The 24,590-nt window shown below is 62.4% G+C and carries 21 protein-coding genes; 8 read left to right on the top strand and 13 right to left on the bottom strand.

Going from position 1 to position 24,590, the window contains the following annotated elements:
- Window positions 1-56: 56 nt before the first annotated feature.
- From ACFWAD_RS07105 to ACFWAD_RS07090, 4 genes are read left to right on the top strand one after another with little or no spacing between them, the layout of a single operon-like run.
- Entirely contained in the window at window positions 57-1,187 is a 1,131-nt protein-coding gene (locus tag ACFWAD_RS07105) for a thiolase family protein (RefSeq protein ID WP_378542438.1), read from the top strand.
- Window positions 1,188-1,240: 53 nt separating this feature from the next.
- Complete coding sequence (locus ACFWAD_RS07100; RefSeq protein ID WP_378446871.1) at window positions 1,241-2,005, top strand: SDR family NAD(P)-dependent oxidoreductase; 765 nt, start codon at window positions 1,241-1,243, stop codon at window positions 2,003-2,005.
- Window positions 2,002-3,699 (top strand): class I adenylate-forming enzyme family protein, encoded by a 1,698-nt coding sequence (locus ACFWAD_RS07095; protein ID WP_378542435.1) that lies wholly within the window; start codon window positions 2,002-2,004, stop codon window positions 3,697-3,699. The genes ACFWAD_RS07100 and ACFWAD_RS07095 overlap by 4 nt, the downstream gene beginning before the upstream one ends.
- The gene (locus ACFWAD_RS07090; RefSeq protein WP_378531380.1) at window positions 3,696-4,658 is read left to right on the top strand and encodes an NAD(P)H-dependent flavin oxidoreductase; all 963 of its coding nucleotides are present in this window, start codon (window positions 3,696-3,698) and stop codon (window positions 4,656-4,658) included. Before ACFWAD_RS07095 ends, ACFWAD_RS07090 begins: the two co-directional genes overlap by 4 nt.
- On the opposite strand, the gene ACFWAD_RS07085 is transcribed toward ACFWAD_RS07090, so the two are convergent.
- The 6 genes from ACFWAD_RS07085 to ACFWAD_RS07060 are packed head-to-tail and all read right to left on the bottom strand — an operon-like array spanning window position 4,655 to window position 10,714.
- Window positions 4,655-5,566 carry a LysR family transcriptional regulator gene (locus ACFWAD_RS07085; protein WP_378542433.1) on the bottom strand — a complete coding sequence of 304 codons (912 nt, stop codon included), beginning with the start codon at window positions 5,564-5,566 and terminating at the stop codon, window positions 4,655-4,657. The two genes, ACFWAD_RS07090 and ACFWAD_RS07085, sit on opposite strands and share 4 nt — an antisense overlap.
- A 3-nt stretch (window positions 5,567-5,569) precedes the next feature.
- A complete protein-coding gene (locus ACFWAD_RS07080) occupies window positions 5,570-6,472 on the bottom strand; it encodes a LysR family transcriptional regulator (protein ID WP_378542431.1) in 903 nt (300 codons plus the stop codon).
- 30 nt (window positions 6,473-6,502) lie between these two features.
- The gene (locus ACFWAD_RS07075; protein WP_378542429.1) at window positions 6,503-7,315 is read right to left on the bottom strand and encodes an enoyl-CoA hydratase/isomerase family protein; all 813 of its coding nucleotides are present in this window, start codon (window positions 7,313-7,315) and stop codon (window positions 6,503-6,505) included.
- Window positions 7,312-8,073 (bottom strand): crotonase/enoyl-CoA hydratase family protein, encoded by a 762-nt coding sequence (locus ACFWAD_RS07070; RefSeq protein WP_283302961.1) that lies wholly within the window; start codon window positions 8,071-8,073, stop codon window positions 7,312-7,314. The genes ACFWAD_RS07075 and ACFWAD_RS07070 overlap by 4 nt, the downstream gene beginning before the upstream one ends.
- Window positions 8,074-8,111: 38 nt before the next feature.
- Window positions 8,112-9,158 carry an MBL fold metallo-hydrolase gene (locus tag ACFWAD_RS07065; RefSeq protein WP_378542427.1) on the bottom strand — a complete coding sequence of 349 codons (1,047 nt, stop codon included), beginning with the start codon at window positions 9,156-9,158 and terminating at the stop codon, window positions 8,112-8,114.
- Window positions 9,155-10,714 carry an AMP-binding protein gene (locus ACFWAD_RS07060; RefSeq protein ID WP_378531369.1) on the bottom strand — a complete coding sequence of 520 codons (1,560 nt, stop codon included), beginning with the start codon at window positions 10,712-10,714 and terminating at the stop codon, window positions 9,155-9,157. The genes ACFWAD_RS07065 and ACFWAD_RS07060 overlap by 4 nt, the downstream gene beginning before the upstream one ends.
- Window positions 10,715-10,901: 187 nt before the next feature.
- Between ACFWAD_RS07060 and ACFWAD_RS07055 the strand changes: the two genes are divergently transcribed.
- Window positions 10,902-11,846: a LysR family transcriptional regulator gene (locus tag ACFWAD_RS07055; protein ID WP_378542425.1), complete on the top strand. Its 945-nt coding sequence runs from the start codon at window positions 10,902-10,904 to the stop codon at window positions 11,844-11,846.
- Here the strand turns inward: ACFWAD_RS07055 and ACFWAD_RS07050 are convergent.
- A complete protein-coding gene (locus ACFWAD_RS07050; protein WP_378542423.1) occupies window positions 11,780-12,670 on the bottom strand; it encodes a LysR substrate-binding domain-containing protein in 891 nt (296 codons plus the stop codon). The genes ACFWAD_RS07055 and ACFWAD_RS07050 overlap by 67 nt on opposite strands.
- 182 nt (window positions 12,671-12,852) lie before the next feature.
- On the opposite strand from ACFWAD_RS07050, the gene ACFWAD_RS07045 reads away from it, so the two are divergent.
- Complete coding sequence (locus tag ACFWAD_RS07045; protein WP_378542421.1) at window positions 12,853-14,523, top strand: chitobiase/beta-hexosaminidase C-terminal domain-containing protein; 1,671 nt, start codon at window positions 12,853-12,855, stop codon at window positions 14,521-14,523.
- Between the two features lie 77 nt (window positions 14,524-14,600).
- Here the strand turns inward: ACFWAD_RS07045 and ACFWAD_RS07040 are convergent, their stop codons facing one another.
- Complete coding sequence (locus tag ACFWAD_RS07040; protein ID WP_378542419.1) at window positions 14,601-15,791, bottom strand: acyl-CoA dehydrogenase family protein; 1,191 nt, start codon at window positions 15,789-15,791, stop codon at window positions 14,601-14,603.
- A 308-nt stretch (window positions 15,792-16,099) separates the two neighbouring features.
- Here ACFWAD_RS07040 and ACFWAD_RS07035 point away from each other — a divergent pair, with 308 nt between their 5' ends.
- On the top strand, window positions 16,100-17,320 hold the full coding sequence (locus tag ACFWAD_RS07035; protein ID WP_378542417.1) for an acetyl-CoA C-acetyltransferase: 1,221 nt from the start codon (window positions 16,100-16,102) through the stop codon (window positions 17,318-17,320).
- Between the two features lie 6 nt (window positions 17,321-17,326).
- On the opposite strand, the gene ACFWAD_RS07030 is transcribed toward ACFWAD_RS07035, so the two are convergent.
- The 5 genes from ACFWAD_RS07030 to ACFWAD_RS07010 all read right to left on the bottom strand — a co-directional run bounded on the left by ACFWAD_RS07030 (window position 17,327) and on the right by ACFWAD_RS07010 (window position 23,031).
- The gene (locus ACFWAD_RS07030) at window positions 17,327-18,523 is read right to left on the bottom strand and encodes a CaiB/BaiF CoA transferase family protein (protein ID WP_378542925.1); all 1,197 of its coding nucleotides are present in this window, start codon (window positions 18,521-18,523) and stop codon (window positions 17,327-17,329) included.
- Between the two features lie 72 nt (window positions 18,524-18,595).
- The gene (gene fabG, locus ACFWAD_RS07025) at window positions 18,596-19,336 is read right to left on the bottom strand and encodes a 3-oxoacyl-ACP reductase FabG (RefSeq protein WP_378542415.1); all 741 of its coding nucleotides are present in this window, start codon (window positions 19,334-19,336) and stop codon (window positions 18,596-18,598) included.
- 44 nt (window positions 19,337-19,380) lie between these two features.
- Entirely contained in the window at window positions 19,381-20,547 is a 1,167-nt protein-coding gene (locus tag ACFWAD_RS07020) for an acyl-CoA dehydrogenase family protein (RefSeq protein WP_007729538.1), read from the bottom strand.
- 120 nt (window positions 20,548-20,667) lie between these two features.
- On the bottom strand, window positions 20,668-22,188 hold the full coding sequence (locus ACFWAD_RS07015; protein ID WP_378542413.1) for an acyl-CoA synthetase: 1,521 nt from the start codon (window positions 22,186-22,188) through the stop codon (window positions 20,668-20,670).
- Window positions 22,189-22,233: 45 nt separating this feature from the next.
- Window positions 22,234-23,031: an enoyl-CoA hydratase gene (locus ACFWAD_RS07010; protein WP_378531354.1), complete on the bottom strand. Its 798-nt coding sequence runs from the start codon at window positions 23,029-23,031 to the stop codon at window positions 22,234-22,236.
- A 108-nt stretch (window positions 23,032-23,139) separates the two neighbouring features.
- Here ACFWAD_RS07010 and ACFWAD_RS07005 point away from each other — a divergent pair, with 108 nt between their 5' ends.
- Window positions 23,140-24,570 (top strand): coniferyl aldehyde dehydrogenase, encoded by a 1,431-nt coding sequence (locus tag ACFWAD_RS07005; RefSeq protein WP_378542411.1) that lies wholly within the window; start codon window positions 23,140-23,142, stop codon window positions 24,568-24,570.
- Window positions 24,571-24,590: the final 20 nt, after the last annotated feature.

The following is a 24,590-nucleotide window of genomic DNA, read 5'->3' as shown; positions in this document are numbered from 1 at the left end:
GAGTAACGCCCCAACCGCACCGTCGCAACACCGGGCACGAACAGCAGGAGAGATACATGCGAGATGCCGTCATCGTCGACGCAGTACGTACACCGATCGGCCGTCGCGGCCGCGCCCTCTCGGAGATCCATCCGGCCGAGCTGTCCGCACATGTACTGCGTGCGCTCGCTGAACGGACCGGACTCGACGCGGCGACGGTCGACGACGTGATCTGGGGATGCGTCAGTCAGGTCGGCGAGCAGGCCGGAAGCATCGCCCGCACAGCGGCACTCGCCGCCGGCTGGCCCGACAGCGTTCCCGGTGTCACGCTGACCCGAGCCTGTGGATCGAGCCAGCAGGCAGTGTCCTTCGCTGCGGCCACCGTCATCTCCGGCCAGAACGACGTGGTCGTAGCGGGAGGCGTCGAATCGATGTCGCGAGTACCGATGGGGACCGCCAGCAAAAACGGTGAGCACTTCCCCGCTTCGGTACTCGAGCGCTTCGGGGTGGACAGTTTCAGCCAGGGAACCGGCGCCGAGATGATGGCCCGGAAATGGGCGCTCACACGAACGGCTATGGACGAATACGCACTTCGCTCACACGAACTCGCGGCCACCGCCACCGATGCAGGTGCGTTCACCGGGCAGATCGCTCCGATCGCCGGCTTGTCCCAAGACGAAGGCATTCGGCGAGGCGGAAGTCTGGAGTCGCTCGCGAAGCTGCCCCCGGCCTTCGACGCCGACGGAGTCATCCACGCCGGCAACTCTTCTCAGATTTCCGACGGAGCGGGCGCCACACTCGTCACGACCAGTGAGTACGCCCGGGCACGCGGGTGGAAGCCTCTCGTCCGTATCCACACCGCAGTGGTCGCGGCCGATGACCCGGTCATCATGCTCACCGGTCCGATTGCCGCCACCGCAAAGGCATTGGATCGCTCCGGCTTGTCCATCGACGACATCGGCGCCTTCGAGATCAACGAGGCATTCGCGCCCGTCCCGCTTGCCTGGCAGGCCGAAACCGGCGCGGCAGTAGATCGTGTGAATCCGCTCGGCGGCGCGATCGCGGTCGGGCACCCACTCGGCGGATCGGGCGCGATCTTGATGACTCGCCTGGCACATCACATGCGTGATCAGGGAATTCGCTACGGACTCCAGTCGATGTGTGAGGCCGGCGGCATGGCCAATGCGACCATTCTCGAATTGATCTGACCCGACAACGCTTTCGGGCCACACGTCATCCAGCAGGAAAGAAGAATTGATTCATGAAACTCGAGGGACTTTCCACCGCGATCACCGGCGGCGCTTCAGGTCTCGGCCTGGCCACCGCTCGACGACTGCTCGACGCCGGGGCGCAGGTCACGTTGATCGATCTGCCTTCTTCCGACGGTAAGCAGGTGGCGGCCGATCTCGGAGCTGCCGCACAATTCGCCGCGGCCGACGTCACCGACAGCGAACAATTCGCGGAAGCACTCGACGCGGCGCACGAGCGCGGCGGACTGCGTGGCGTCGTCCACTGCGCCGGCGCCGGGCGTCGCATGCGCATTCTCGACAAGGACGGAAAAGCCGGATCGGTCGAGGATTTCGAGTTCGTCGTCAAACTGAATCTGGTCGGTTCGTTCAACGCACTCCGACTCGGCGCCGAGAGGATGGCCGAACTCGACGCCGTGGACGGTGAGCGAGGTGCCATCGTCATGACGGCGTCGGTCGCGGCATTCGAAGGTCAGATCGGTCAGATCAACTACACGGCATCCAAAGCCGGCATCGTCGGTATGACGGTCACCGCTGCTCGCGATCTCGCCAGCCGCGGAATCCGCGTCAACACCATCGCTCCTGGCATCATGGACACTCCCCTGCTGGCGCGCCTGCGTGAAGACGTGCGCACGGCCCTCGAAGCCTCGGTTCCCAACCCTTCACGGTTGGGTCGACCCGACGAGTTCGGTCAGCTGGCCGTCTCCATGCTCGAGAACGGCTATCTCAACGGCGAAACCATCAGGCTCGACGGCGCTATCCGGATGGCTCCCCGGTGACGGGCGCCAGCGTGATCGCCAATCCACAACTGCGCCACAACATGCACTACCCGGATACCACGATGGCGTACTGGGCACCCAGCATGGCGTCACTGTACGGTGATCGCCTCGCCGTCGTGGACGGCGAGCGCGCGTGCACCTTCCGCGAACTCGGCCAGCGCAGTGCACAATTCGCCGGTGCATTGCGGCAAGCCGGAGTGGGCGTCGGTGACGTGGTGTTGATGCACCTCGGGAACTGCGTCGAGTTCCTCCAGGCCTACTACGGCTGCCTGCAAGCCGGAGCGACCGTTACGTTGGTCAATCCGCTTCAACCAGAGCTCGGCCTACGCAAGCAGATCGAAGAGACGTCCGCCGCTGCTGCGGTCACTCAGAGTTCGCAGCTGCACGTCCTTCTGGCCGCTTCTGCAGGAACCACCGTACGTACGATCGTGATGGTCCAGGACACCGAGGGCGCGCTCGACGCACCGGAGTCGGTCGTCGCGTTCGACGCCTTCATCGCGGACCTACCCACCGAATTCACCCCTGCCACCGTCCGTAGCGACGACATCGCACACATCGCGTTCACGGGCGGAACCACCGGGGTGTCCAAAGGTGTTCGCGTTCTTCACCGCAACGTCGTCGGCAACATCACGCAGATGTGTGGTTGGAGAACCGGACACGAGTTGGAGGCAGGTGCCGACGGTCTGGTCACGCCACGACGCATCGCCGGCCTCGACGTGCTCGGTCCGACGCCGGGAACCGGTGCGACCATCGTGGTCTCACCTCTCTTCCACGCACATTCGTTGCTCAACACGTCGTTCCTGTTGATTTCCGGGCTCACTCAGGTATTTGCCGGCCGGTTCGAACCCGGCCGGATGCTCGAGCTGATCGAAAAGCACGGGGCCACCTACCTCACCGGGTCTCCCGCCATGTGGCACGCACTGTCGGTTCATCCCGACGCTACGGTGCGTAACACCGACAGCGTGTGTGTCGTGTCCTCCGGCGCCGCCCCGATCGACAGCGTCACGCTCGCTGCGCTCCGCCGCGCATTTCCCAAAGCGCTGGTCGTCGAGGGATACGGACTGACGGAGGCCACTTGTGTGGTCACGGCCGCACCGCTGATCAACGGCTCGCAATACCGTCAGAGCAGCGTCGGCCTCCCAATCTTCGACACCGAGATACAGATTCGCGATCAACTCGACCGGAAGACCGTTCTGGGCGAGAACGAACGCGGCGAACTGTGGGTACGTGGACCTCAGGTCACCGACGGCTATCTCGGACATCCGGAAACCACCGCAGAACAGTTCGTCGACGGCTGGTTGGACACGGGCGACATCGCGTACGTGGACTCGGACGGATACCTTTTCATCTGTGACCGGGCCAAGGACATGCTCATCTACAAGGGGTACAACGTCTATCCGCGTGAACTCGAAGAGATTCTGGTCTCGCATCCGGCAATCTCGACTGCCGCGGTCGTCGGCCGCGAAGTGGGGAGCAACGGTCAAGAACCCGTCGCCTTCGTGGTGATGATTCCGGGCGCCGAGTTCGACGCCGAGCAGATCAAGGCGTTTGTCGCCGAGCAAGTGCTGCCGTACAAGAAGATTCGCGATGTCGTCGAGGTAGAGCTACTCCCGACGTCCGCCGCCGGCAAGGTGCTCAAAACCGATCTCCGGTCGAGGCTTCTCGAGTCGGTCGACAAGGCAGGTTCCAAATGACGACCTTCGCAGATCTGACGTCGCAACTGCGGGTACCAGTTCTCGCGTCACCGATGTTCATCATCTCGACGCCCGACCTCGTTATCGCGCAGTGCACGTCCGGGATCATCGGGTCTTTCCCGGCCCTGAATGCCCGTCCGCAGTCAGCACTTCGGGATTGGCTCAAGCTGATCACGGTGGCGCGCGAGGAGCATGATCGTGAGCACCCGGAGAAGCCCTCCGCACCATTTGCGGTCAACCTCATCGTCCATCGGTCCAACAACCGCCTGGAAGAGGACCTTGCCACCATCGCAGAGTTCGAGGTCCCGATCGTCATCACCTCGCTCGGTGCACGCACGGACATCAACGATGCGGTACATGCGTACGGCGGAATCGTTCTCCATGACGTCATCGACAACCGCTTTGCACGCAAGGCGATCGAGAAGGGCGCGGACGGGCTGATCGCGGTCGCCGCCGGGGCAGGCGGACATGCCGGTAGACAGTCGCCGTTCGCCCTGATTCGGGAGATTCGTGAGTGGTTCGCCGGTCCGCTACTGCTGTCGGGTGCCATCGCTCACGGTGATTCGATTCTTGCTGCACTCGCGGCCGGTGCCGACCTGGCTTATGTCGGTTCGGCTTTCATCGCTACGGAAGAGGCCAACGCCGATCCGGCGTACAAGGAGATGATCGTCGACTCCGGCGCTTCGGACATCGTGTACTCCAATCTGTTCACCGGCGTACACGGGAACTACCTGCGTGGCAGCATCGTTGCCGCCGGTTTGGACCCGGAAAACTTGGCCGAATCCGATCCTTCCGCAATGAGTTTCGCGACCACCGATACCGACACCAAGGCCTGGCGCGACATCTGGGGCGCGGGCCAGGGAATCGGTTCGGTCGACGCAGTTCTTCCGACGCATGCAGTGGTCGAGCGTCTCGCATCCGAGTACGAGGCGGCCCGCGAGCGTATCTGCCGACGCTAGGGCTGCGACAGATAGTTGTCGGACAGGTATTCGTCGGACAGGTATTCGTGGACCAAGCTCACGAATGCCTGTCCCACCGGCGACAGAGTCGAGGGGTCGAAGGCGAGACCGTACGCACGCAGGAATCTCGGCTCGCAGGCTCGCTCCACCACCTGACCTGGCATCGATTTCGCTACCGAGCGCTCGACCAATGAACCGCCGAGCCCAGCGATGACCATCGGTAGCCGCGACTCCCGCTGCTCCGTGACCACTGCGAGTTCCGTTCTCGTACCGGCCTTTCGGATCGAATCTTCGATCGCATCACCCATCGCCGCCCCGCGAGGAACGAATACCATGGGAATGTCCGGCATTTCCGAAAGGCGTACCGGTCCCTCGGGTAGATCAGTTCCCGCCGGGTAGACCAGGCGGTACTCCTGCTCCCCCAATTCTACGATCTCGAGCCCTTCGCCGGCCTCGAGCGGCAGATGTGCCACCGCGAATTCGCAGTGACCGTCCCGGATGAGACTTTCCAGATTGTCCTCCCGCTCGAGTTCCGAGAATCTGACTCGCGCTTGCGGATACCGTCGACAGAACTCCGCGATCAGATCGACGATCGTCCCGGAGGTCAGAGCAGGAAAAGCCATGATGTCGAGTCGACCGACAATCGCACCGTCGGATGCCGTCAATTGTTCCGCCGCGGCTGCAACGTCTCGCAGAACCTGTCGACTCGGGCCGACCAAGCTGCGACCGGCTGCACTGAGCACCATTCCGCGCCCGATCCGGTGGAAAAGCCTCACTCCCAGTTCACGTTCCAACCCTCGCAACGCCTGGGACACCGTCGGCTGAGCAACACCCAAAGCCGCTGCAGCGCCGTTGATTCCCTTGTTCTCGACGACCGCGAGGAAGTACTCCATCTGTCGAAATTCCACCGCTCAGTCCTTCCCAGAGGATGAAGAGTACGTCGCGGCCATCTCGGCAGCCGTCGCGATGAGCGCTGCAGCGGCCGGCGATTGCTCGCCCGAGCGGTAGACGATGCCGACGTCGCGCCGAAGCGGCGGATCGAAGGAGAAGGCACACACATCGGACATCTGCTGTTGTGCAACCTTTCTCGGAACAACTGTGGCGCCGATTCCGCGACGGACCAGGTCCCACGTCGTGACCGGATGGACACAATCGACGACGACGTTCTCGGCGCCTTCGCTGAGCAAACCACGAAACTGGTTCGATTGGTCACCGAGGTCGGCGACGAGAGGCAAAGTGTGCAGTAGCGCTCGAGGAACCGGATCGATCAACGGCGCCACCAAGCGGCCGGACAACGACGCGTGCGTGGCGAGCACCAACTCCTGAGTGACGATCGGAGCCGTGACCAATCCTTCGTACCCGATACTCAGATCGGTGACACCGACCTCGGCCGATCCGCGCCGCAACGCGTTGTCCACCCCGGCCGGGCCGTACGTGTCGAGAACGCGCACGACGATCTTCGGGAAGTTGGCCCGGAATCGACGGACCAACTCGACCATCGGATCGATCGAGAACGCCGAGTACGAGACGACGTCCACACGGCCGAACTCGAGTTCGCGAACGGCGGTCACCTTGGCCTTCGCGCGCTCGACGTCGGCAAGTATTCGCCTGGCCGCGAGATCGAAAGTTCGTCCGGCATCGGTGAGAACCAACCGTCTACCCGTCCGGTCGAACAGCGTGGCGCCGAGTCGACGCTCGAGCGTACGAATTGCCTGTGAAAGTGACGGCTGCGAAATGTAGAGAGCCTGAGCGGCCTTCGTTATCCCACCGTGGTCGACAACAGCGACGAAGTAGGTGACAAAGTGCAGGTCCACTCACTCATCATACGACCAGCGATCGGTCGCTCACTCCACGCGAGTTACCCCTGGTACCGCCCACTCTCCGGTGAAGATCGGATCCCGCTTTTCCACGAAGGCACGAACCGCGTCGGTAGCGTCCGTCGCGAAATTGACGGCTTGCGCCTTTGCCTCGTTGTCGAGTGCTTCCCGCAACGAGAGCGAAGTGTGATGTTCGAGCATGGCCGCAGACTGACTCAATGCAGCAGGCGGACCGTCGGCGAGCCGTAGCGCCAGTGTCGACGCGTGTTCGTCCAGTTCGGCCGGTTCGACCAGATAGGTCACCAATCCGAGTTCGTAGGCTTCCTGAGCGTCGATCGTCTCGGCGAGCATCACCAGTCGCTTGGCTTGCTGGAGTCCGACCAGTCTCGGCAGGATCCACGAACCCCCGAAGTCGACCGACAACCCGCGTTTGGCAAAGATCTGGCTGAACTTCGCGCCTTTGGCTGCCACGACGAAGTCGCAGAGTAACGCCATGTTCCATCCGGCTCCGACGGCAAACCCGTCGACCTTTGCCACCAGAGGCTTGGGAAACTCACCCAGGGCAGCTGCCGTTGCGTTGATGACGCGCATCCGATCGAGCGGATGCGACGAGCCGCGTTTGTCCAGATCGGAACCCGCGCAGAAGGTGCCACCCGCGCCAGTCAGGATCACCGAGCGAATCTGCGAGTCCTCCTGAAGTTCGAGGACCGCTTCACGGAGCGCGATCCAGGCGTCAAGATCGAGCGCGTTGCGGCGATGCGGTCGATCGAGAACGATCGTTGCGACAGCGCCCGTGCGTTCGATGCTTACGGCCGCGCGCTCGACGGTTTCGGCACTCATGAACCACTCCACACGGGAGAGCGCTTCTCGGCGAATGCGGTGGCACCTTCCTTGGCATCCCGAGATGCGAAGACCGGATCGATGAATTCGCGTTGCGCGACAAAGGCATCCGGATCGGTGTACTTGGCGGACATTGCCAGCACCTGCTTCGTCGCGCGCACAGCCAGCGGACCGTTTGCCGCTACTCGTGCCGCCAGCTCGCGTGCGACAGCCAGAGCCTGTCCCGGTTCGGCGAGTCGATTGACCAGGCCGTGATGATGCGCCACGGCGGCACTGAGTGGGTCACCCGTGATAGCGATCTCCATGGCGAGCTGATACGGGAGAATCTTGGGCAGACGCAGAAGGCCACCGGCGGCCGCGGCAAGCCCCCGCTTCACTTCGGGTAAGCCGAATTTCGCGTCGGAGGATGCCACGATCAGATCCGCTGCCAACGCCAGTTCACAACCGCCGGCGAGTGCCCAACCCTCGACGGCTGCGATCAGCGGCTTCGACGGCGGAGCTTCGGTCAAACCGGCGAACCCACGACCGGGCAGCGATGGTCGTTCGCCGCGTGCGAATCCCTTGAGATCCATACCTGCGCAGAAGGTTCCACCAGCCCCGGTCAGAATTCCGATGGTGAGATCGGACCGTTCCTCGAACTCGTCGATCGCGGCCGCCAAGGCCTTCGCGAGTTCCAGGTTGACCGCGTTCTTGGCCTCGGGACGATTGAGTGTGATGACGGCAATGCCGTCGGCGAAGTCGGTGAGCACGACGCTCATGTTCGGTTCCTACTTCCGTGATGAGAATTTTTGAAAGGTCACTGAGCGCGGAGGCTCCATCGCACGGGCGTGCCGCCGGACGGTGTCACGATCTCCCGCTTGGCCAAAACAACAAGATGAGCATGTGTTTCGCGGACTGCCAGGCGAAGTAGCCGCGGCGACATCTGATCGAACGGGCGAGACCAGGAAATCGTGCGCGAGAGGTCCCAGGCCGTGGACTCGGGCTCGGCCTGCACCGCCTCCACAATTTCCGCCAATCTTTCCTCGTGGTGCCCCATCAATTGACGTGCACGATCAGCGATCCCCCGGAATCGATATTCGTGTGCCGGAAGGACTTCGCATTCACCCAGGGTTGTCGTCGCCTCGAGCGAGAGCAGATAACGATGGAGCGGGTTCTCGAGTTCACCGGGAATCGTGGAGATGTTCGGGCTGATCCTCGGCAACATGTGATCGCCGCTGAACAACAACCCCCGGTCCTCTTCCACGAAGCAGAGATGTCCCGGGGTGTGGCCGGGCGTCCACTGGGCGCGAAGATTCCATCCTGGTAGGTCGAGTGAATCCCCATCGCCCAGAACAACGTCGATGGATTCGTGCTCAGCGAACCGCACCAGGTCGACCCGAGAGGCATCGAGCACTTCCGCCGGCGCGCCGAGTTCGGACAACTGCGAGTTCCAACCACTGATGTCGTTGCGAGTCTGCTCGGGGCCGTGGTATCCGAGAAGCGTCGCGTCGGCCACGTGCATCGCCAACGTTGCACCGCTGACCTGCCGAAGGCGCGGCGCCAGGCCGAAGTGATCGGGATGCAGGTGTGTGATTGCCGCATACCGCACTTCGGAAACGTGGTATCCGATCGACCCTATGCCGTCGACCAGAGCCTGCCACGACTGTTCGTGATCCCAACCGACGTCGATGAGGGCTAGTCCGTCGTCGAGGGCGAGCGCGTAGACGAGCACGTAGCGCAAAGGGTTGTCCGGCATGGGAACAGGGATCGACCACAATCCGTCCCGTACCTGCTCCACCGGTGGAAGGACTTTGTTCGCCCACGCCTCACGTTGTGCGACGCCGACGTCTTCGGTCACGATCATGATGCTTCTCCGCTCGCGTTCAGCATGGTCCGCAGGCTCGACTTGAGCAGTTTTCCGCTCGCATTGCGAGGTAGAGAGTCCACGAAATGGATCTGGCGAGGCTTCTTGTACGACGCCAACTTCGCTGTGCTGAAAGCAATCAACTCCTCGACGCTGGGCACCGCGGCACCGTCGACGAGTTTGACGACTGCGGTCACGGATTCACCCCAGCGCGTGTCGGGAACCCCGACCACCGCGACCTCGGCAACCGAAGGGTGCTCGGCCAGAATGGATTCCACCTCGATCGGATAAACGTTCTCGCCGCCGGTGATGATCATGTCCTTGAGACGATCGGTGACGAACAGATAGCCCTCGTCGTCCAGATGACCGGCATCGCCCGTTCGGAGAAAACCGTCGTGGGTGAACAATTCGGCGGTCTCACGTTCACGTCGCCAGTACCCGCGAGTGTTGTTTCTACTGCGCGCGACGATCTCACCGGACTCGTTGGGCGGCAATTCTGCACCAGTCGTGACGTCTCGAATGGAGATCTCGACGCCGATCATCGGTTTTCCTGCAGAGCGGAGCAAGTCCGATCGCGGCCCACTCACATGATGGTCGTAGGCGCGAAGGACGGATACCGAACCCGTTGTCTCGGTCATCCCGTATCGCTGAACGAATTTGCAGTTCAACACGTTCATCGCGTGGGCGAGGAGTGCCGGCGTGATCGGCGACGCCCCGTACGCGACCACCTGCAAGCTGGAGAGATCGAAACTGTCGAGGGTGGGCAGATCTACCAGCGTCTGAATGACCGCAGGTACCAGAAATGCGTGGGTGACGTGGTGAGTCGCGATGGCATCAGCGACCCGAGCCGGCGCCATGTCTCCGAGCAGCACCAAAGGCACTCCGGCGGACAGGCACGTACTCATCCAGCCTGCACCGGCGATGTGAAAGAGAGGCAGCGCGTCGAGTGCCACTGCATTCGAACCGAATTCGTACACGTCGAACCCAGCGGGTTCGTTGTACAGATTCCGATGCGTGGCCACGACTCCCTTGGGCCGGCCGGTGGTCCCGGACGTGTACAGCTGCAGAACCGCTGCGTCTGGCTCGTGCCCAAGTCCGGGGTCGACGCCCGTCCCGGACGCCGCGAACGCCGCCCAGGTTCGCGAATTCGGCAGACTTCCTGGGGCTCCCACGGCTATGACCGCGATGTCCGGCAACGCTGTGGAAATCGCTGCCGCGCCCACTGCGAACTCGTCGTCGACGATCAAGACGTCGAGTTCTGCGTCCTCGGCGATGTCGACGAGTTCGCGTGGGTTGAGTCGCCAGTTCAACGGAATGAACACAGCGCCTGCCTTCGCACACGCGATGAAGGTTTCCGCACCTTCGAGACCCATCCGCAGTAGCGCGCCGACACGAGCACCCGTCGCGGTTACTTCTGCCAACGCACTCGCCAAGGCATTGGTCTCGCCGTCCAGCTCGGCCCACGTCAAAGCTCGGTCGCCGCACGTGATCGCCGGATCGAACGGCCGAGTAGACGCCGAGTGGCGTATCCGGTTGGGCAGGTGAAGCTCGCTCACATCACGCTCCTGTGTTCCAGGTACTCACCGAGCGCGAACCGCGGTCAGTGGTACTGGAACAGTCGACCATCGCTATGGCCTGCGCCACAAAGACGAGAAGGCGCACAGAGCCATAGCTCAGACCTATGTCTGCAGGTCGCAGCAAGTCACCGCAGCCAGGGCACCGTCATCTGGGAGAATTCGTCAGATGCAGGCACCCGGGATGGACATACGCAGCGCGCAGTATCTCGTCGCCGTCGTCGACCACGGCAGCGTCACTGCGGCCGCGGACGTCCTGCATATCTCGCAACCGTCACTGTCGCAGGCCGTGCGCAACCTCGAACGAGCACTCGGAGCCACACTCTTCGAGCGCACCACTCGCGGTTTGACTCCCACCACAGTCGGACTGGCGGTCGCCGAGTCTGCCCGTACGTTGCTTTCCGACGTTGCGCGGGCCGAAGCCGCGGTGGCTGCGGTAATCGCTTTGCGTGCCGGGGAACTCGCCCTAGCTGTCCAGTCCGATCTGGCCATCGACCCGGTAGCCGAGGTCGCCGGACGCCTCCATCTGACGGCACCCGGAATTCGGTTCTCCACGAACGCCGCCGCGAACGCACTGGAGGTGCGAGCACTGGTCAGAGCGGGCGCGTGTGAACTCGGGTTTCTCGAGACTCATCCGGGTACCGGTGTCTCCGACGGGCTTCGAGAAATCTCCGTGAGTACCCAGGAAACGGTCTTGTCTGTCCCCGTTCACCTGGCCACAGAACTACCCGACCCGGTTCCACGCGCTGTGGTTGCGGGCCTGCCGATGGTGGTCGAGGCCTCTGCAGCCAGGCGCGGGCATTCGGTCGACGACGACCTGGAACTCACCAACGTCGTGGTGGAAGTACCTGATCGCCTTGCCGTCCGGGAGATGGTCGGCCAAGGCGTAGGCGTCGCACTGCTTCCCAGATCGATCGCCGAACAAGACTACCCGGCAGCTGAGGTTCGCTCGCTGTTCCCACCGATCACCCGGCAGACGATCTTGGTCTACCGCGACGGCCCGCTCTCGCCGGCCGGGTCCGCGTACATCGAGAAACTCTCGACACGTCACAAGCCGTCTACGAACAGCCTGCCCAACGGGGAGAGCGTCTCCGGATCGAATTCGACGCCGTAATTCAGCGAGATCGCCGGTTCCACGGGAAATATCTCCGCGCCGGACGCGACCGATCTCTCGGCCAACGAACGCTCCATGAACGCCATACCCAAACCCGCGAAGACGAACGCGCCGACGGTCTCCCGCTGCGCCAGCTCCGTCGACATTCGAGTCCTGGCACCGGCAGCCTGCAGGGACGACTCGATGGCGAGCCGCGCCCGCGAGTGTTTGAGCACGCCCACCACCGGAAGATCGGGCAGTTCCGTCAATGACACCGGCTCTCCTGCAGCGGGTTTCACGCCGTTGGGCCACACATCCGGGTGTACCCCCGACGGCACTGCCAGCCAGTACTCGTTCACCCCGATCACTTTTGTCGACAGCGCCGACATGTCCGGTGGCCAATAGCTGAAGACCACCTCGCACGCGCCGTCAGCCAACGCCTGTTCGGTCGTCGCACCCTGTTGTAGTTCACCGACACGTACGGTGACACCAGGCCACTGCTCACGAAAGTTCGCCACGATGCGTGCGATCGGGCCTTCGAGACCATGTGCCGCGGAAAAGATGTCGAGCCGCCCACGAGGCTCGTCGGCCGTACCGATCGCGACATTGAACGCGGCCGCACTACTGCGCATCATCTGCCTGGCCGGTCCCACCAACGCCCGACCTGCTGCCGTCAAAACCAAACCGCGACCGACACGGTGGAACAGTTCGACTCCGAGTTCGCGCTCGAGACCACGAATCCCCTGCGACAGCGACGGCTTGGTGACCGACAGATTCTGCGCTGCCGTCGACAGAGACTCCCCACCGGCAACGGCGAGGAAGTACTCGATCTGACGTAGGTCCACGCCGTCGACTTTGCCATAAACGCAGCCAGGTATACCGGTAGCAAGCACTGCAGGGTGTTCATGCACCCTTCATTAATCGGACATTCAGGACACACCTTCTTCTACCCGGCGCCACCTACCATAATTGGTCCAGACCAATTATGGATAGGTCTGAACCACCGCGTCGAAGACAAGGAATCCTCGTGAGACGTACGACCATCGCGATAGCAGCCGTGACCGCGGCTCTCGCCGTTCCCGGCATCGCCCCCGCCGAACCCCATGCCGAACCCGGCTGGGGCAGTTCGTCCTTCGAATGGGGCAGCTCTTCGGGTGAGAACAACACGCCGCCCGCAGCGCCCGGCGTCAGTGTCCCCGGCGGACGGTACGAGCACCCCGTCGACCTGACCTTCACCGCCGAGCGCGGCACCACCGTCCGCTACACCTTGGACGGAACGACACCCACCACCGACAGCCAAGCTGCCACGCCGGGACATCCGTTGCAGATCGCACAGGACACCAACGTCACTGTCGCCGCTTTCCGCGGCGATCACGCGAGCGCGGCGGTCTCGTTCGGCTACCTGATCAAGACCTCGGAAAAGCCGCTGGCTCAGGTCGTCGTGATGTCCGACGTCCACGTCGGCGATCACGCGAACAACGACAAGAAGTACGAAAGCTTCTTCGACACAATCGGTTCCATCTTCCCGAAACCAGACGCAATCCTGTCCAACGGCGACATGATCAACGACAACGGAGACGGCAAGGGCCCCGATCACAAGATCGTCGCAGAGATCTTCCAGGCAAACCTCGCCAGGAAGGGTATGAACGACACCCAACTGCTGATCTCCAACGGCAACCACGATGCAAGTCTCGCGGCGATCAGAGCGGGATACCCGACAGAGTGGTTCCCGGATTCCGGTGGCGGATACTACGAATCCGACGTCAGCGGTGTCCATCTCTTCACAGTGAACACCGAGACATACAACAATGATTCAGCACAACGCAATTGGCTGAAGTCCCGCCTGACCGAAATCACCTCGGACTCGGCGAACCTGACCAAACCGATTCTCGTACAGGGCCACCGACCTGCCAGCAACACGGCCATGGACGGCCAGCAAGCGTCGAATCCACGACTGACAGAGGACTTGAGCGCCTTCCCACAGGCAATCTTCTTCTCCGGACACTCGCATCTGAACAACAACGACGATCGGTCGATCCATCAGCGTGACTTCACGTCGGTCAACGACGGTTCGATGTCGTACATCGAAATCGATCACGGCTATCAGATGGTGACCGAATCCGGTCTCGCCAACCGATTCGAATCACCCACGGCCCAAGCACTCTTCGTCGAGGTCTACCAAGACCGCACGGAGATCAACCGCATCAACATGGCGGCAGACAAGCACGACATCTACGCCGGCGGCGCCTGGTCGGCGAGTTGGCAGCCGCCGTACTCGAGCGCCGGCACTCTGAGCGGTTCGGGGTGGACGGTCGAACTCGACGGTTCGACCAACCAGCAGATCAAGGACAACTTCCGCTACATCCAGGGTGCACGGAACACGCACGCACCGGAATTCACCACGACCACCCCGCTCTCGGTGACGACCGGCGAAAACGGTGCGACCGCATTGAGGATCGCGCAGGCCAAGGACGATCAGATGGTGCACCACTACGCCGTCGAGGTCAAGGACACGGCCACCGGAGCGAAGGTTGTCTCGTCGAAGGTGCTCTCCGACTTCTACTTCATGCCGCGGCCGAACAGCCTCGACATTCCGATTCCCGATGCAGCAGCGGGCACCGCGTACGAAGCTCGTGTCGAAGCCGTTGACGCATACGGCAATCGGTCACCAGTGACAACCTTGGCATTCAAGCGCTGACGTTACCCGTTGACTTCACCCGCTGATCCGACACGACGAAGCGGCACCGCAAAAGTATCGCGGTGCCGCTTCTCGGTTCAGTTGTAAGTACGCAGCAGACCCTTGCTGATGATCTGCTTCTGGATGTCGCTGGTGCCTTCACCGATCAGAAGGAACGGCGCCTCGCGCATCAACCGCTCGATCTCGTATTCCTTGGAGTAGCCGTACCCACCGTGGATACGGAAGCTGTCCTGCGTGACCTCCGAGCAGAATTCACTCGCCAGGTACTTCGCCATACCTGCGGCGACGTCGTTGCGCTCACCCGAATCCTTGAGCCTGGCAGCGTTGACCATCATCAGATGGGCCGCTTCGACTTTGGTGCCCATCTCGGCGATCCGGAACGCGATGGCCTGATGCTCGGCGATCGGCTTGCCGAAAGTCTCGCGCTGCTTGGCGTAGGTGACCGCCAGTTCGAAAGCGCGCTGGGCGATTCCGCAAGCGCGAGCGGCGACGTTGACCCGGCCGACCTCGACGCCGTCCATCATGTGCCGAAATCCCAAACCGGGGGTGCCACCGAGAACCTCTTCGGTTGCGATCTCGAAACCGTCGAAGATCATCTCCGTGGTGTCGATTCCCTTGTAGCCCATCTTCTCGAGCTTGCCCGGGATGGTCAGGCCCGGGAGTACCTCACCGAAACCTGCGGGCTTCTCGATCAATATCGTCGTCAGATTGTTGTGCGGCTTCTCCGCGCCCTCGTCCGTCTTGACCAGGACTGCAACCAGCGTCGACGAACCACCGTTGGTCAGCCACATCTTCTGGCCGTTGACGACGTAGTCGCCCGATTCGGTGCGCCGCGCCCTGGTGGTGATCGCGGCAACGTCCGAACCCAATGCAGGTTCGGACATGGAGAATGCGCCGGTGAGCTCTCCGGACGCCAGACGCGGCAGGTACTTCGCCTTCTGTTCCGGCGTCCCGTGCGCGGAAATCATGTGAGCCACGATGAAATGCGTGTTGATGACACCGGACACGCTCATCCATCCGCGGGCCAACTCTTCGACGCACAGCGCATAGGTAAGCAGTGATTCGCCGATTCCCCCGTACTCGGGGTCGATGGTCAGTCCGAACAGACCCATGTCCTTCATCTGCTTGACGATGTCGGTCGGATACGTATCCGAGTGTTCGAGTTCCTGCGCCGCGGGGATGACGACGCGATCGACGAACTCTCGTACCGCCCCGACGATGTCGGTCTGGGTTTCGGTCAATCCCGCCGTCTGCGCCAAACGAGTCACTGTTCCACCTGTCAGTCGGTACTTCGCACTCTCCTGTCGACGAAACTGATTCGACTACAGGAACTTTCAACCAGCGGCGAGCCGTGCTCAGCAGAGGTCGTGCGTCCATTCAATCCTTGAACGGTATATGTGTCAAAGTCGATTTCACATACGAACCGTATGGCGGAAACTATGTCCGAACAGGTCGTTCCCACTGTTGACAATCCCGCCGCGCGTGCTGGATATTCGAGTGGCCAGGTCGCGGTGGCCCTTCGATCGGTCCCTTCACGCGACGCATCCCCCACCTCTCCTCGAGACAGGCGCATTCCATGCACGACGCAGTCATCTGTGAACCCGTTCGCACCCCGGTAGGCGGATTCGGCGGAGTATTCAAGGACGTTTCCGTCACCACTCTCGCCGGCACTGTTGTGCGTGGCCTCGTCGAACGAACCGGCATTGCGTCCACAGATGTCGACGACGTCATCTTCGGTCAGGGTTACGCCAACGGAGAGGCTGCGGCCATCGGGCGAATCGCGGCACTCGACGCCGGTCTCGACGTGTCCGTTCCCGGAATACAACTCGATCGCCGTTGCGGTTCAGGTTTGCAAGCGATCATCTACGCCGCGATGCAAGTACAGACCGGGATGAGCGACCTGGTCATCGCCGGCGGCGCCGAGAGCATGAGCGGAACCGAGTTCTACTCCACCGACATGCGTTGGGGCACAAAGCGCCCTTCCGTCGAGTTCCACGACCGACTGGCCAAACCGCGCACGAACTCCGGCGGAGTCAACTTCCCGGTCGAGGGCGGAATGATCGAGACCGCCGAGAACTTGCGTCGGGAGTACTCGATCACTCGCGACGAGCAGGACCGTTACGCGGTCCGATCGCACGAGCGGGCAGTTCATGCCCAGGACAGCGGGTATTTCGACGACGAGACCATTCCCGTTTCGGTGCCCGGACGCCGTGGTGAGCAGACGCTGGTCACTCGCGACGAGCATCCGCGCCGAGGGATTCAGTTGGCCGATCTCGCTGCACTGCGCCCCATTCGAGGTCGCGTCGATCCCGAAGCCACTGTCACCGCCGGTAATGCGTGCGGTCAGAACGACGCCGGCGCAGCCGCGATCGTCACTACTGCTGCCAACGCCGAACGGCTGGGCCTGCGACCGTTCGCGAAACTGGTCAGCTGGGGTGTGGCCGGTGTGGAGCCGAACCGGATGGGCATCGGCCCGGTGCCTGCCGTGGCGAAAGCACTCTCCCGTGTCGACCTGTCACTCGACGACATCGACCTCATCGAAGTCAACGAGGCCTTCGCGGCTCAGGTTCTCGCGTGCGCCAAGGCCTGGGGATTGAGCGCCCAGGACATCGAGGAACGGTTCAACGTCAACGGTTCCGGCATCTCGCTCGGACATCCTGTCGGCGCTACCGGTGGGCGGATCCTTGCAAATCTGCTGCGCGAACTCGACCGGCGCCAGGGACGGTACGGGATCGAGACCATGTGCATCGGCGGCGGACAAGGGATTGCAGCGGTGTTCGAGAACCTTCGACGCTAGGGAGCGTCAACCGATCGATCCGTCTTGTCGGAGATTCGTGATCTGATCGTCGGTACGCCCCAACTCGGCCAGCAGAGAATCCGTCTGCTGGCCGAGAGCTGGAACATCACCCATGCGCATTTCGACATCCGAGTACGTCATCGGAGGCAACACGGCATCGATCGGACCGTGTTCGGTGCCCACGGACCGCCACCTGGCACGCTTCTCCAGCTGCGGATGTTCCAGCAGACCGGCCATGTCGTTGAGTGCCGCAGCCGGAACACCAGCGGCGGCCAGGCGCTGATCTAGATCTGCCGTCGAGTACAGACGAGTCAGAGAACCCACCAATTCGTCTACCTGACCACGGTTTTCGACGCGCACGATATTGGTGCGGTACCGCGGATGGTCGACCAGATCCTCGCGCTCGAACACGTCCACCATCAGTGCCCGCCATCCACGATCGTTCTGGACGCCGATCAGGATCTCGCCGTCGGCAGTCGGATACGAATCGTAGGGAACGATGGCAGCGTGGCCGAGACCGACGCGCGGAATCTGCTTGTCCGCATACATTTTCATGTACATCGGATGACCCAGCCACTCGACGGTCGAATCGAACATCGAGACCTCGACGAGCGCTCCCTTGCCCGTTCGCTCTCTACGGAACAGGGCGCTCAGAATCGAAGTCAGCGCGTACATTCCTGCTGCGATGTCCGAGACCGGGATGCCGGTCTTGGTGGCCGTTTCCGGTGTGCCTGTCACGGAGATCATTCCGGTCTCGGCTTGGACCAACATGTCGTAGGCCTTGCGCTCGCGCCGTGGGCCGGCACTGCCGTAGCCGGACATGTCGATCACGATGAGCCGTGGGAATTTCTCGCGCAGTTCCTCCGCGCGGAACCCCAGTCTCGCGGCAGCGTCAGGAGCCAGGTTCTGCAGGAACACGTCGGCTCGCGCGACAAGGTCGAGAACGATCTGCCGGCCGGATTCCGATTTCACGTCGACGGCAATGGATTCCTTGGAACGGTTGAGCCACACGAAGTGTGATGCCTGACCGTGAACCGCCTGGTCGTAGTGACGCGCAAAGTCACCCTCACCGACGCGTTCTATCTTGATCACCCGCGCACCCATGTCCGCGAGATGTCGGGTGGCGAGCGGTGCCGCCACCGCCTGTTCGAGTGCAACTACGGTGATTCCGTCGAGCGGAAGGTCCGAGTTCGGCTGTCCCATGTCAGTAGTCACCCCAGAAGTTTTACACCCAGAATTCTTGCACTCTGAATTCTTGCACTCGAACAGGACGGATCAGATGTGGCGGCCGCCGGTGATCTCGAGGACCGTACCCGTCATATAGCTCGAGAGGTCGCTCGCGAGGAACAGTACAACCGAAGCAACTTCCGAAGGCTCGGCTGCGCGCCCCATCGGAATCTCGGACAGCTTCTCGTTCCAGATTCGTTCGGGCATCGCCTCGGTCATTGCCGTGCGGACCAGTCCGGGCTGAACGGCGTTGACGCGAACGTTCTTGAATGCGACCTCTTTTGCCGCGGCCTTCGTCAGACCGACGATGCCGGCCTTGGCGGCGGAGTAGTTGGTCTGCCCGAGCATGCCGACCTTGCCGGAGATCGACGAGATGTTCACGATTGCGCCGGTTTCGCGCTCACGCATGCGGGCGGCGGCAGCGCGTGTCCCGTTCCACGCTCCCTTGAGGTGAACGGCGATCACGTCGTCGAAGTCCTGCTCGGTCATCTTCCGCATCGTGGCATCGCGAGTCATGCCGGCGTTGTTGACCATGACATCGACTGGGCCGAAAGCGCTTTCAGCCAGATCGAGCATTGCCTCGACCTGTCCGGAGTCCCGAACGTCGCAGGAAGCGAAACGAGCGACCGACTCTCCGCCGAGTTCGGCGACCGCAGCCGTTCCCACGCCTTCGTTGATGTCGCCGATGACGACGGTCGCGCCTTCCTTGATGAAGGTGCGCGCAATTTCGAGCCCGATCCCCTGTGCTCCGCCCGTCACCACTGCGACCTTGCCGTCCAACAATCCCATGTCCACTCCGTTCGTGAGGTTAAAGCTCGTCAGGTAAAAAGGTGTCAGCGCTGGTTTTGCTTTTTCGCTTGCGCCACGAGCCCACCGCCGAGAATCAGTCGCTGGATCTCGCTGGTTCCCTCGTACAGGCGCAACAGGCGAACTTCACGGTAGATGCGTTCGACCGGCACACCGCGCATGTACCCGTTGCCACCGTGGATCTGCACGGCGAGATCCGCGACCTTGCCCACCATCTCGGTGCAGAAAAGCTTTGCCGCCGAGGGGCCGAGACGTCGATCCTCACCGCTGACGTACCGCGCGGCTACCTCGCGCACCATCGCACGCCCGGCCATGACACCTGCCTGCTGGTCGGCCAGCATCGCTTGAACCAGTTGGAAGTCGCCGATAGCGGTACCGCCCTGTTCCGTGACCACGGAGAATGCGACAGATTCGTCGAGCGCTCGCTGTGCTGCTCCCACCGAGAGCGCCGCGATATGGACTCGTCCGCGTGCGAGAGACGTCATCGCAGCGCGGTATCCGGTGTCCTGGTCGCCACCGACGAGGGCCGACTCGGGAACCCGGACGTTGTCGAAGGTGACCTCGGAGGTCCAAGCACCCTCCTGACCCATCTTCTTGTCCTTGGGGCCGACCGTGACGCCCGGAGTGTCGGCCGGAACCAGGAACACTGCGATTCCCGGGCCATCGGAATCCGCCGGGCGGGTGCGTGCGAACACTACGAACAGCTGCGCCAGTGGAGCATTGGTGATGAACCGCTTGTTACCGTCGATGACCCAGTCGGATCCGTCCAGAACTGCCTTGGTCCGAAGGCCGGCCGGGTTGGAGCCCGCGCCCGGTTCGGTCAGAGCAAAGGAAGCCACGACGTCACCGGAGGCGATGCGCTCGAGCCACTGAGCCTTCTGCTCGTCGGTACCGAAGCCGACCAATACCTGCCCGGCAATTCCGTTGTTGGTACCGAACATCGAACGCAGCGCCAGGGAGGTGTAGCCGAATTCCATTGCCAATTCGACGTCTTGGGTGAGGTCGAGTCCGAGCCCACCCCATTCCTGAGGGATCGCGTAGCCGAAGAGCCCGATGGCTGCGGCTTTCTTGCGTATGTCCTCAGGAATGGCGTCGGTGTCGGCTATCTCCTGCTCACGCGGAACGACTTCCTTTCGGATGAACTCCCGCGCAGTCGCCAAGATATCTGCGAAGTCATCTGCATCGACCTGCATTCCCACCACTCACCTTGCTGTTTCCGAAGTCCATGCCGTCCTCCGAAGTCAATACCGTGAGGCAATCGGAGTCAAAGACCTGAAAACGAACCGAAGGTAAGGCAGAACCTATAGCAAGCCTCAGACGGTGCGCAGTTCCCGCTTCAGTAGCTTGCCGCTCTGATTGCGCGGGAGTTCGGCCACGAAACGGACGTGCTTGGGCACCTTGAACGGAGCGATCCGTTCCTTGACGTGGGCAATCAACGCCTCGGGCGTCAACTCGTCGTTGCCGTCCTTGAGCACGACGATCGCGGTGACGGCCTCGATCCACTTCTCGTCGGGTGTACCGATCACGGCAACTTCTGCCACTGCGGGGTGCGTGTAGACCGCATCTTCGACCTCGCGCGACGCCACCAGGATGCCGCCGGTGTTGATGACGTCCTTGATCCGGTCGACGACTGTGATGAAACCTTCTTCGTCCCGCACGACCAGATCGCCCGAATGGAACCAGCCGTCGCGGAAGGCCTCGGCGGTGGCTTCCGGGTTCTCCCAGTAGCCGTTGCACAGCTGCGGCGAGCGGTAGAGAACCTCACCGGACTCACCGTCGGCGACGTCGTTTCCGTCGGCGTCGACCACGCGGGTTTCGACGAAGAACACCGCGCGACCGCATGAAGACGGACGATCGGCATGCTCGCTGGGCTGGAGAACTGTTGCCAGTGGACCGATTTCGGACTGACCGAAGCAGTTGTAGAAGCCGATGTCCGGGTAACGCTCACGCAGGCGATTGAGCACGGTGACCGGCATGATCGAGGCGCCGTACTGCGCCTTCTTCAGCGAGGACAGATCGCGGGTCTCGAGGTCAGGATGGTTGGCCAGCGGTACCCACACGGTCGGAGCCAGGAACAGCGATCCGATCTTTTCGGCTTCGACACGGCGCAGGATTTCCGGGATGTCCGGCGCCTGCATCAGACTGACCGTCGCGCCCACGGACAGGTACGGCAGCATGAAGACGTGCATGCCCGCGGAGTGGTACATCGGCATGCAGATCAACGGGTTGTCACTCTTGTCGAGCCCCAGCGCGATCACCGAGGACACGTACTCGTGAACCAGCGCACCGTGAGACATCATGGCGCCCTTGGGCTTCGAGGTAGTACCCGAGGTATAGAGCAGCTGCGCCAGATCCGTCGACGTCGCACGCGGTTCGAAGACCGGTACCTCGCCTGCCTCACCGATCGTGACGACCGACAGTTCCGCATCCCGCAGCGCGATCACGTGGTCGAGATCGAGGTCGGAGCGGACCGAGTCGAGCGTCGACGCCAATGCCGGGTCCACCAACACCGCGCGGGCGCCTGACTGCGCCACGAGGTACCGGAGTTCGTCCCCCTTGAGTGCATAGTTGACCGGAACATGCACCAAACCTGCTCGCGCACAAGCAAGGAATCCGATTGCATAGGCGTCGGAATTGGTTCCGTATGCCGCGACACGGTCGCCGTGTTCGAGACCCAGACCGAGCAGATAGGCCGCGACCCGGGTGACCGCGTCGTCGAGTTCGCGGTACGTGCGGGTGCGATCCTCGAAGACGACAGCTACGCGGTCGGGGTACTTGGCTGCCGAGCGCCGAAGCACTCCGTCGACGGTGTTGGTGCGTGGATCCAGGCTCATGCGCCTCAGGTTATAGGACGTCCAACTAAACCGGAAGAGCGATCGTTACTTATTGCGCCATTCGGGCTTTCGCTTGTCCACGAAGGCTTGCATACCTTCTTGAGCGTCGCAGGTCACGGCGTTGGTTGCCATCGTTTCCGCCATCGCCTCGTACGCCTGCGCTTGCGGCAGATCGATCTGGTGATAGAACGCCTGCTTGCCGATCTTCACCGTCAAGGGGCTGGCCGTCGTGATCTTGGCGGCCAGTTCGCGCACCTCCCGGTCCAGGTCTTCGGGCGGGACGACAAAGTTCACCAGACCCCAGTCAGCAGCGGTCTCGGCGTCGATCGTCTGACCGGTCAGCAACATCTGCATCGACCGCTTGCGCCCTACCGCCCTGCTCAGAGCGACCATCGGCGTCGAGCAGAACAGTCCGATCTTGACGCCGGGAGTACCGAAAACAGCGTTCGACGCTGCAACGACCAGATCACACGACGCGGCCAACTGGCAGCCCGCCGCGATAGCCGGGCCCTGGACTGCGGCAATCACCGGCTGCGGAATCCGCTGCACGGTCTCCATCATCTCGGTACAGCCGTCGAAGATCGCCCGCTCGTCCTCGAGGGTTCTCCCGATCATCTCCGTCAGATCGTGGCCCGCGGAGAACACCGGGCCTTCGGCGCGCACGACGACAACCCGTACGCGCTCGTCCGCAGCCAACTCGAGCAGGGCAGCCGTCACCTCGCGCATGGTCTCCGCCGAGAGCGGATTGCGGCGCGCCGGCCGATCGAGCGTCAGGAAACCGAGTCCCACCGATTCCTCGACGGAAATCTTCACTGCAGTGTTTTCTACCTGTGTCTGCGACATGTGTTCTCTCTACCAATCGAATCCGTCCCGGTCAACGAGACGAAAGGGCATCCGCTCGCGCCGCGTCGATACGGTCCGGTCAATACTTCGCCACTACGAGGAGTGCCCATGAGCACCGATGTCGCCGTCACCACCGATCTCGAACAGATACTGCGCGCCCAGCAGGAAGCAACTCGCGCCGCCGGGCTTCCGTCCGCGCAGACACGACGCGAGCGCATCCAACGCGTCGTCGATCTCCTGGTCGCAAACCACAAGGATTTGACCGAAGCGATCAACGAAGACTTCGGCGGTCGAATTCCGGCCTACTCGGTGATGAATGACGTTCTGGGATCGATGGTTTCACTCAAGCACGTTCGTGATTCTCTCGAAGAGTGGATGATTCGCTCACCGAGAGCGACCGGAGCGATGCAGGACCAACTCGGTGCCACGGCGTACGTGTCGTACCAACCCAAGGGTTCGATCGGCATCATCGGAACCTGGAACGCACCACTCTTCACTCTCCTGAGCCCCCTCGCGTGCGCTCTGGGAGCGGGAAATCGCGCGGTTCTCAAACCGTCGGAGATCGTGCCCAACACTGCGGCCGTCCTGGCCGAGGCGGCGCGACGAACGCTCGACCCTGTGGAGGTCGCGGTGGTGACCGGCGGCCCGGAAGTCGCTGATCTGCTGACGTCCCTGCCTTTCGACCACCTCGTCTTCACCGGCAGCACGACCGTCGGCAAGCTGGTCATGGCCAATGCTGCGAAGAACCTGGTTCCGGTCACCCTCGAACTCGGCGGCAAGTCACCGAGCGTCTTGAGCCGCAGTGCCGATATCACCTCTGCTGCTTCGCGTTTGGCTATCGCGAAGTCGACCAACGCCGGTCAACTCTGCGTCTCTCCCGATCTGATCTACGTCCCGCGCGAGAACACGGAAGCGTTCATCGGCGCATTCACCGATCAGTTCACGGGACTGTTCCCCACCATCGCCGACAACAAGGACATGGTCTCGATAGTCAGCGATCGTCACCTCGCACGCATCGAGGGGTACATCGAGGACGCCGAAGAACATGGAGCACGAATCATCACCGTTCCCGACGAAGAACTCTCCGCTGACACTCGTCGTCGCCCACTGCGAATTGTGGTCGACCCTCCGACCGACGCACAGATCATGAAGGAGGAGATCTTCGGGCCGGCCGTCGTGATCCTGCCGTACGACGAACTCGACAGCGTTGTCGCGGACATCAATTCACGTCCGAAGCCGTTGGCGCTGTACTACTTCGGAACCGATCTGGACGAGAAGGAGTCCGTACTCGAACGCACCGTCTCGGGTGGCGTCACCATCAACGACGCGATGTCTCACCCCGGACTGAGCGACGCACCCTTCGGCGGCGTCGGGGCTTCGGGTATCGGGCATTACCACGGGCGCGAGGGTTTCCTCGAGTTCAGTCACGCGCGAACGGTATTCGAGGCAGCGCAGCATGATCCGCGCGGCGAGTGGGGAATGCTCCCGCCTTACGGTGAGGGTTTCGAGCAGATGATGTTGGCTCAGGTGACGCCCTAGGGCCTCCGGCCCCGTGCGCC

Origin of the sequence: Rhodococcus sp. NPDC059969 (assembly GCF_042738325.1) — a bacterium.
Classification (GTDB): Bacteria; Actinomycetota; Actinomycetes; order Mycobacteriales; family Mycobacteriaceae; genus Rhodococcus_F.
The sequence above is the reverse complement of the archived record's forward strand: the minus strand, read 5'-3'. Positions and strand labels throughout refer to the sequence as shown.

What these genes read in the sequence shown, in the direction of transcription:
- ACFWAD_RS07105 (WP_378542438.1), top strand. Translation starts at nt 57, where the DNA reads ATGCGAGATGCCGTCATCGTCGACGCAGTACGTACACCGATCGGCCGT.
- ACFWAD_RS07100 (WP_378446871.1), top strand. Translation starts at nt 1,241, where the DNA reads ATGAAACTCGAGGGACTTTCCACCGCGATCACCGGCGGCGCTTCAGGT.
- ACFWAD_RS07090 (WP_378531380.1), top strand. Translation starts at nt 3,696, where the DNA reads ATGACGACCTTCGCAGATCTGACGTCGCAACTGCGGGTACCAGTTCTC.
- ACFWAD_RS07075 (WP_378542429.1), bottom strand. Translation starts at nt 7,315, where the DNA reads ATGAGTGCCGAAACCGTCGAGCGCGCGGCCGTAAGCATCGAACGCACG.
- ACFWAD_RS07070 (WP_283302961.1), bottom strand. Translation starts at nt 8,073, where the DNA reads ATGAGCGTCGTGCTCACCGACTTCGCCGACGGCATTGCCGTCATCACA.
- ACFWAD_RS07065 (WP_378542427.1), bottom strand. Translation starts at nt 9,158, where the DNA reads ATGATCGTGACCGAAGACGTCGGCGTCGCACAACGTGAGGCGTGGGCG.
- ACFWAD_RS07055 (WP_378542425.1), top strand. Translation starts at nt 10,902, where the DNA reads ATGCAGGCACCCGGGATGGACATACGCAGCGCGCAGTATCTCGTCGCC.
- ACFWAD_RS07035 (WP_378542417.1), top strand. Translation starts at nt 16,100, where the DNA reads ATGCACGACGCAGTCATCTGTGAACCCGTTCGCACCCCGGTAGGCGGA.
- ACFWAD_RS07030 (WP_378542925.1), bottom strand. Translation starts at nt 18,523, where the DNA reads ATGGGACAGCCGAACTCGGACCTTCCGCTCGACGGAATCACCGTAGTT.
- fabG (WP_378542415.1), bottom strand. Translation starts at nt 19,336, where the DNA reads ATGGGATTGTTGGACGGCAAGGTCGCAGTGGTGACGGGCGGAGCACAG.
- ACFWAD_RS07020 (WP_007729538.1), bottom strand. Translation starts at nt 20,547, where the DNA reads ATGCAGGTCGATGCAGATGACTTCGCAGATATCTTGGCGACTGCGCGG.
- ACFWAD_RS07015 (WP_378542413.1), bottom strand. Translation starts at nt 22,188, where the DNA reads ATGAGCCTGGATCCACGCACCAACACCGTCGACGGAGTGCTTCGGCGC.
- ACFWAD_RS07010 (WP_378531354.1), bottom strand. Translation starts at nt 23,031, where the DNA reads ATGTCGCAGACACAGGTAGAAAACACTGCAGTGAAGATTTCCGTCGAG.
- ACFWAD_RS07005 (WP_378542411.1), top strand. Translation starts at nt 23,140, where the DNA reads ATGAGCACCGATGTCGCCGTCACCACCGATCTCGAACAGATACTGCGC.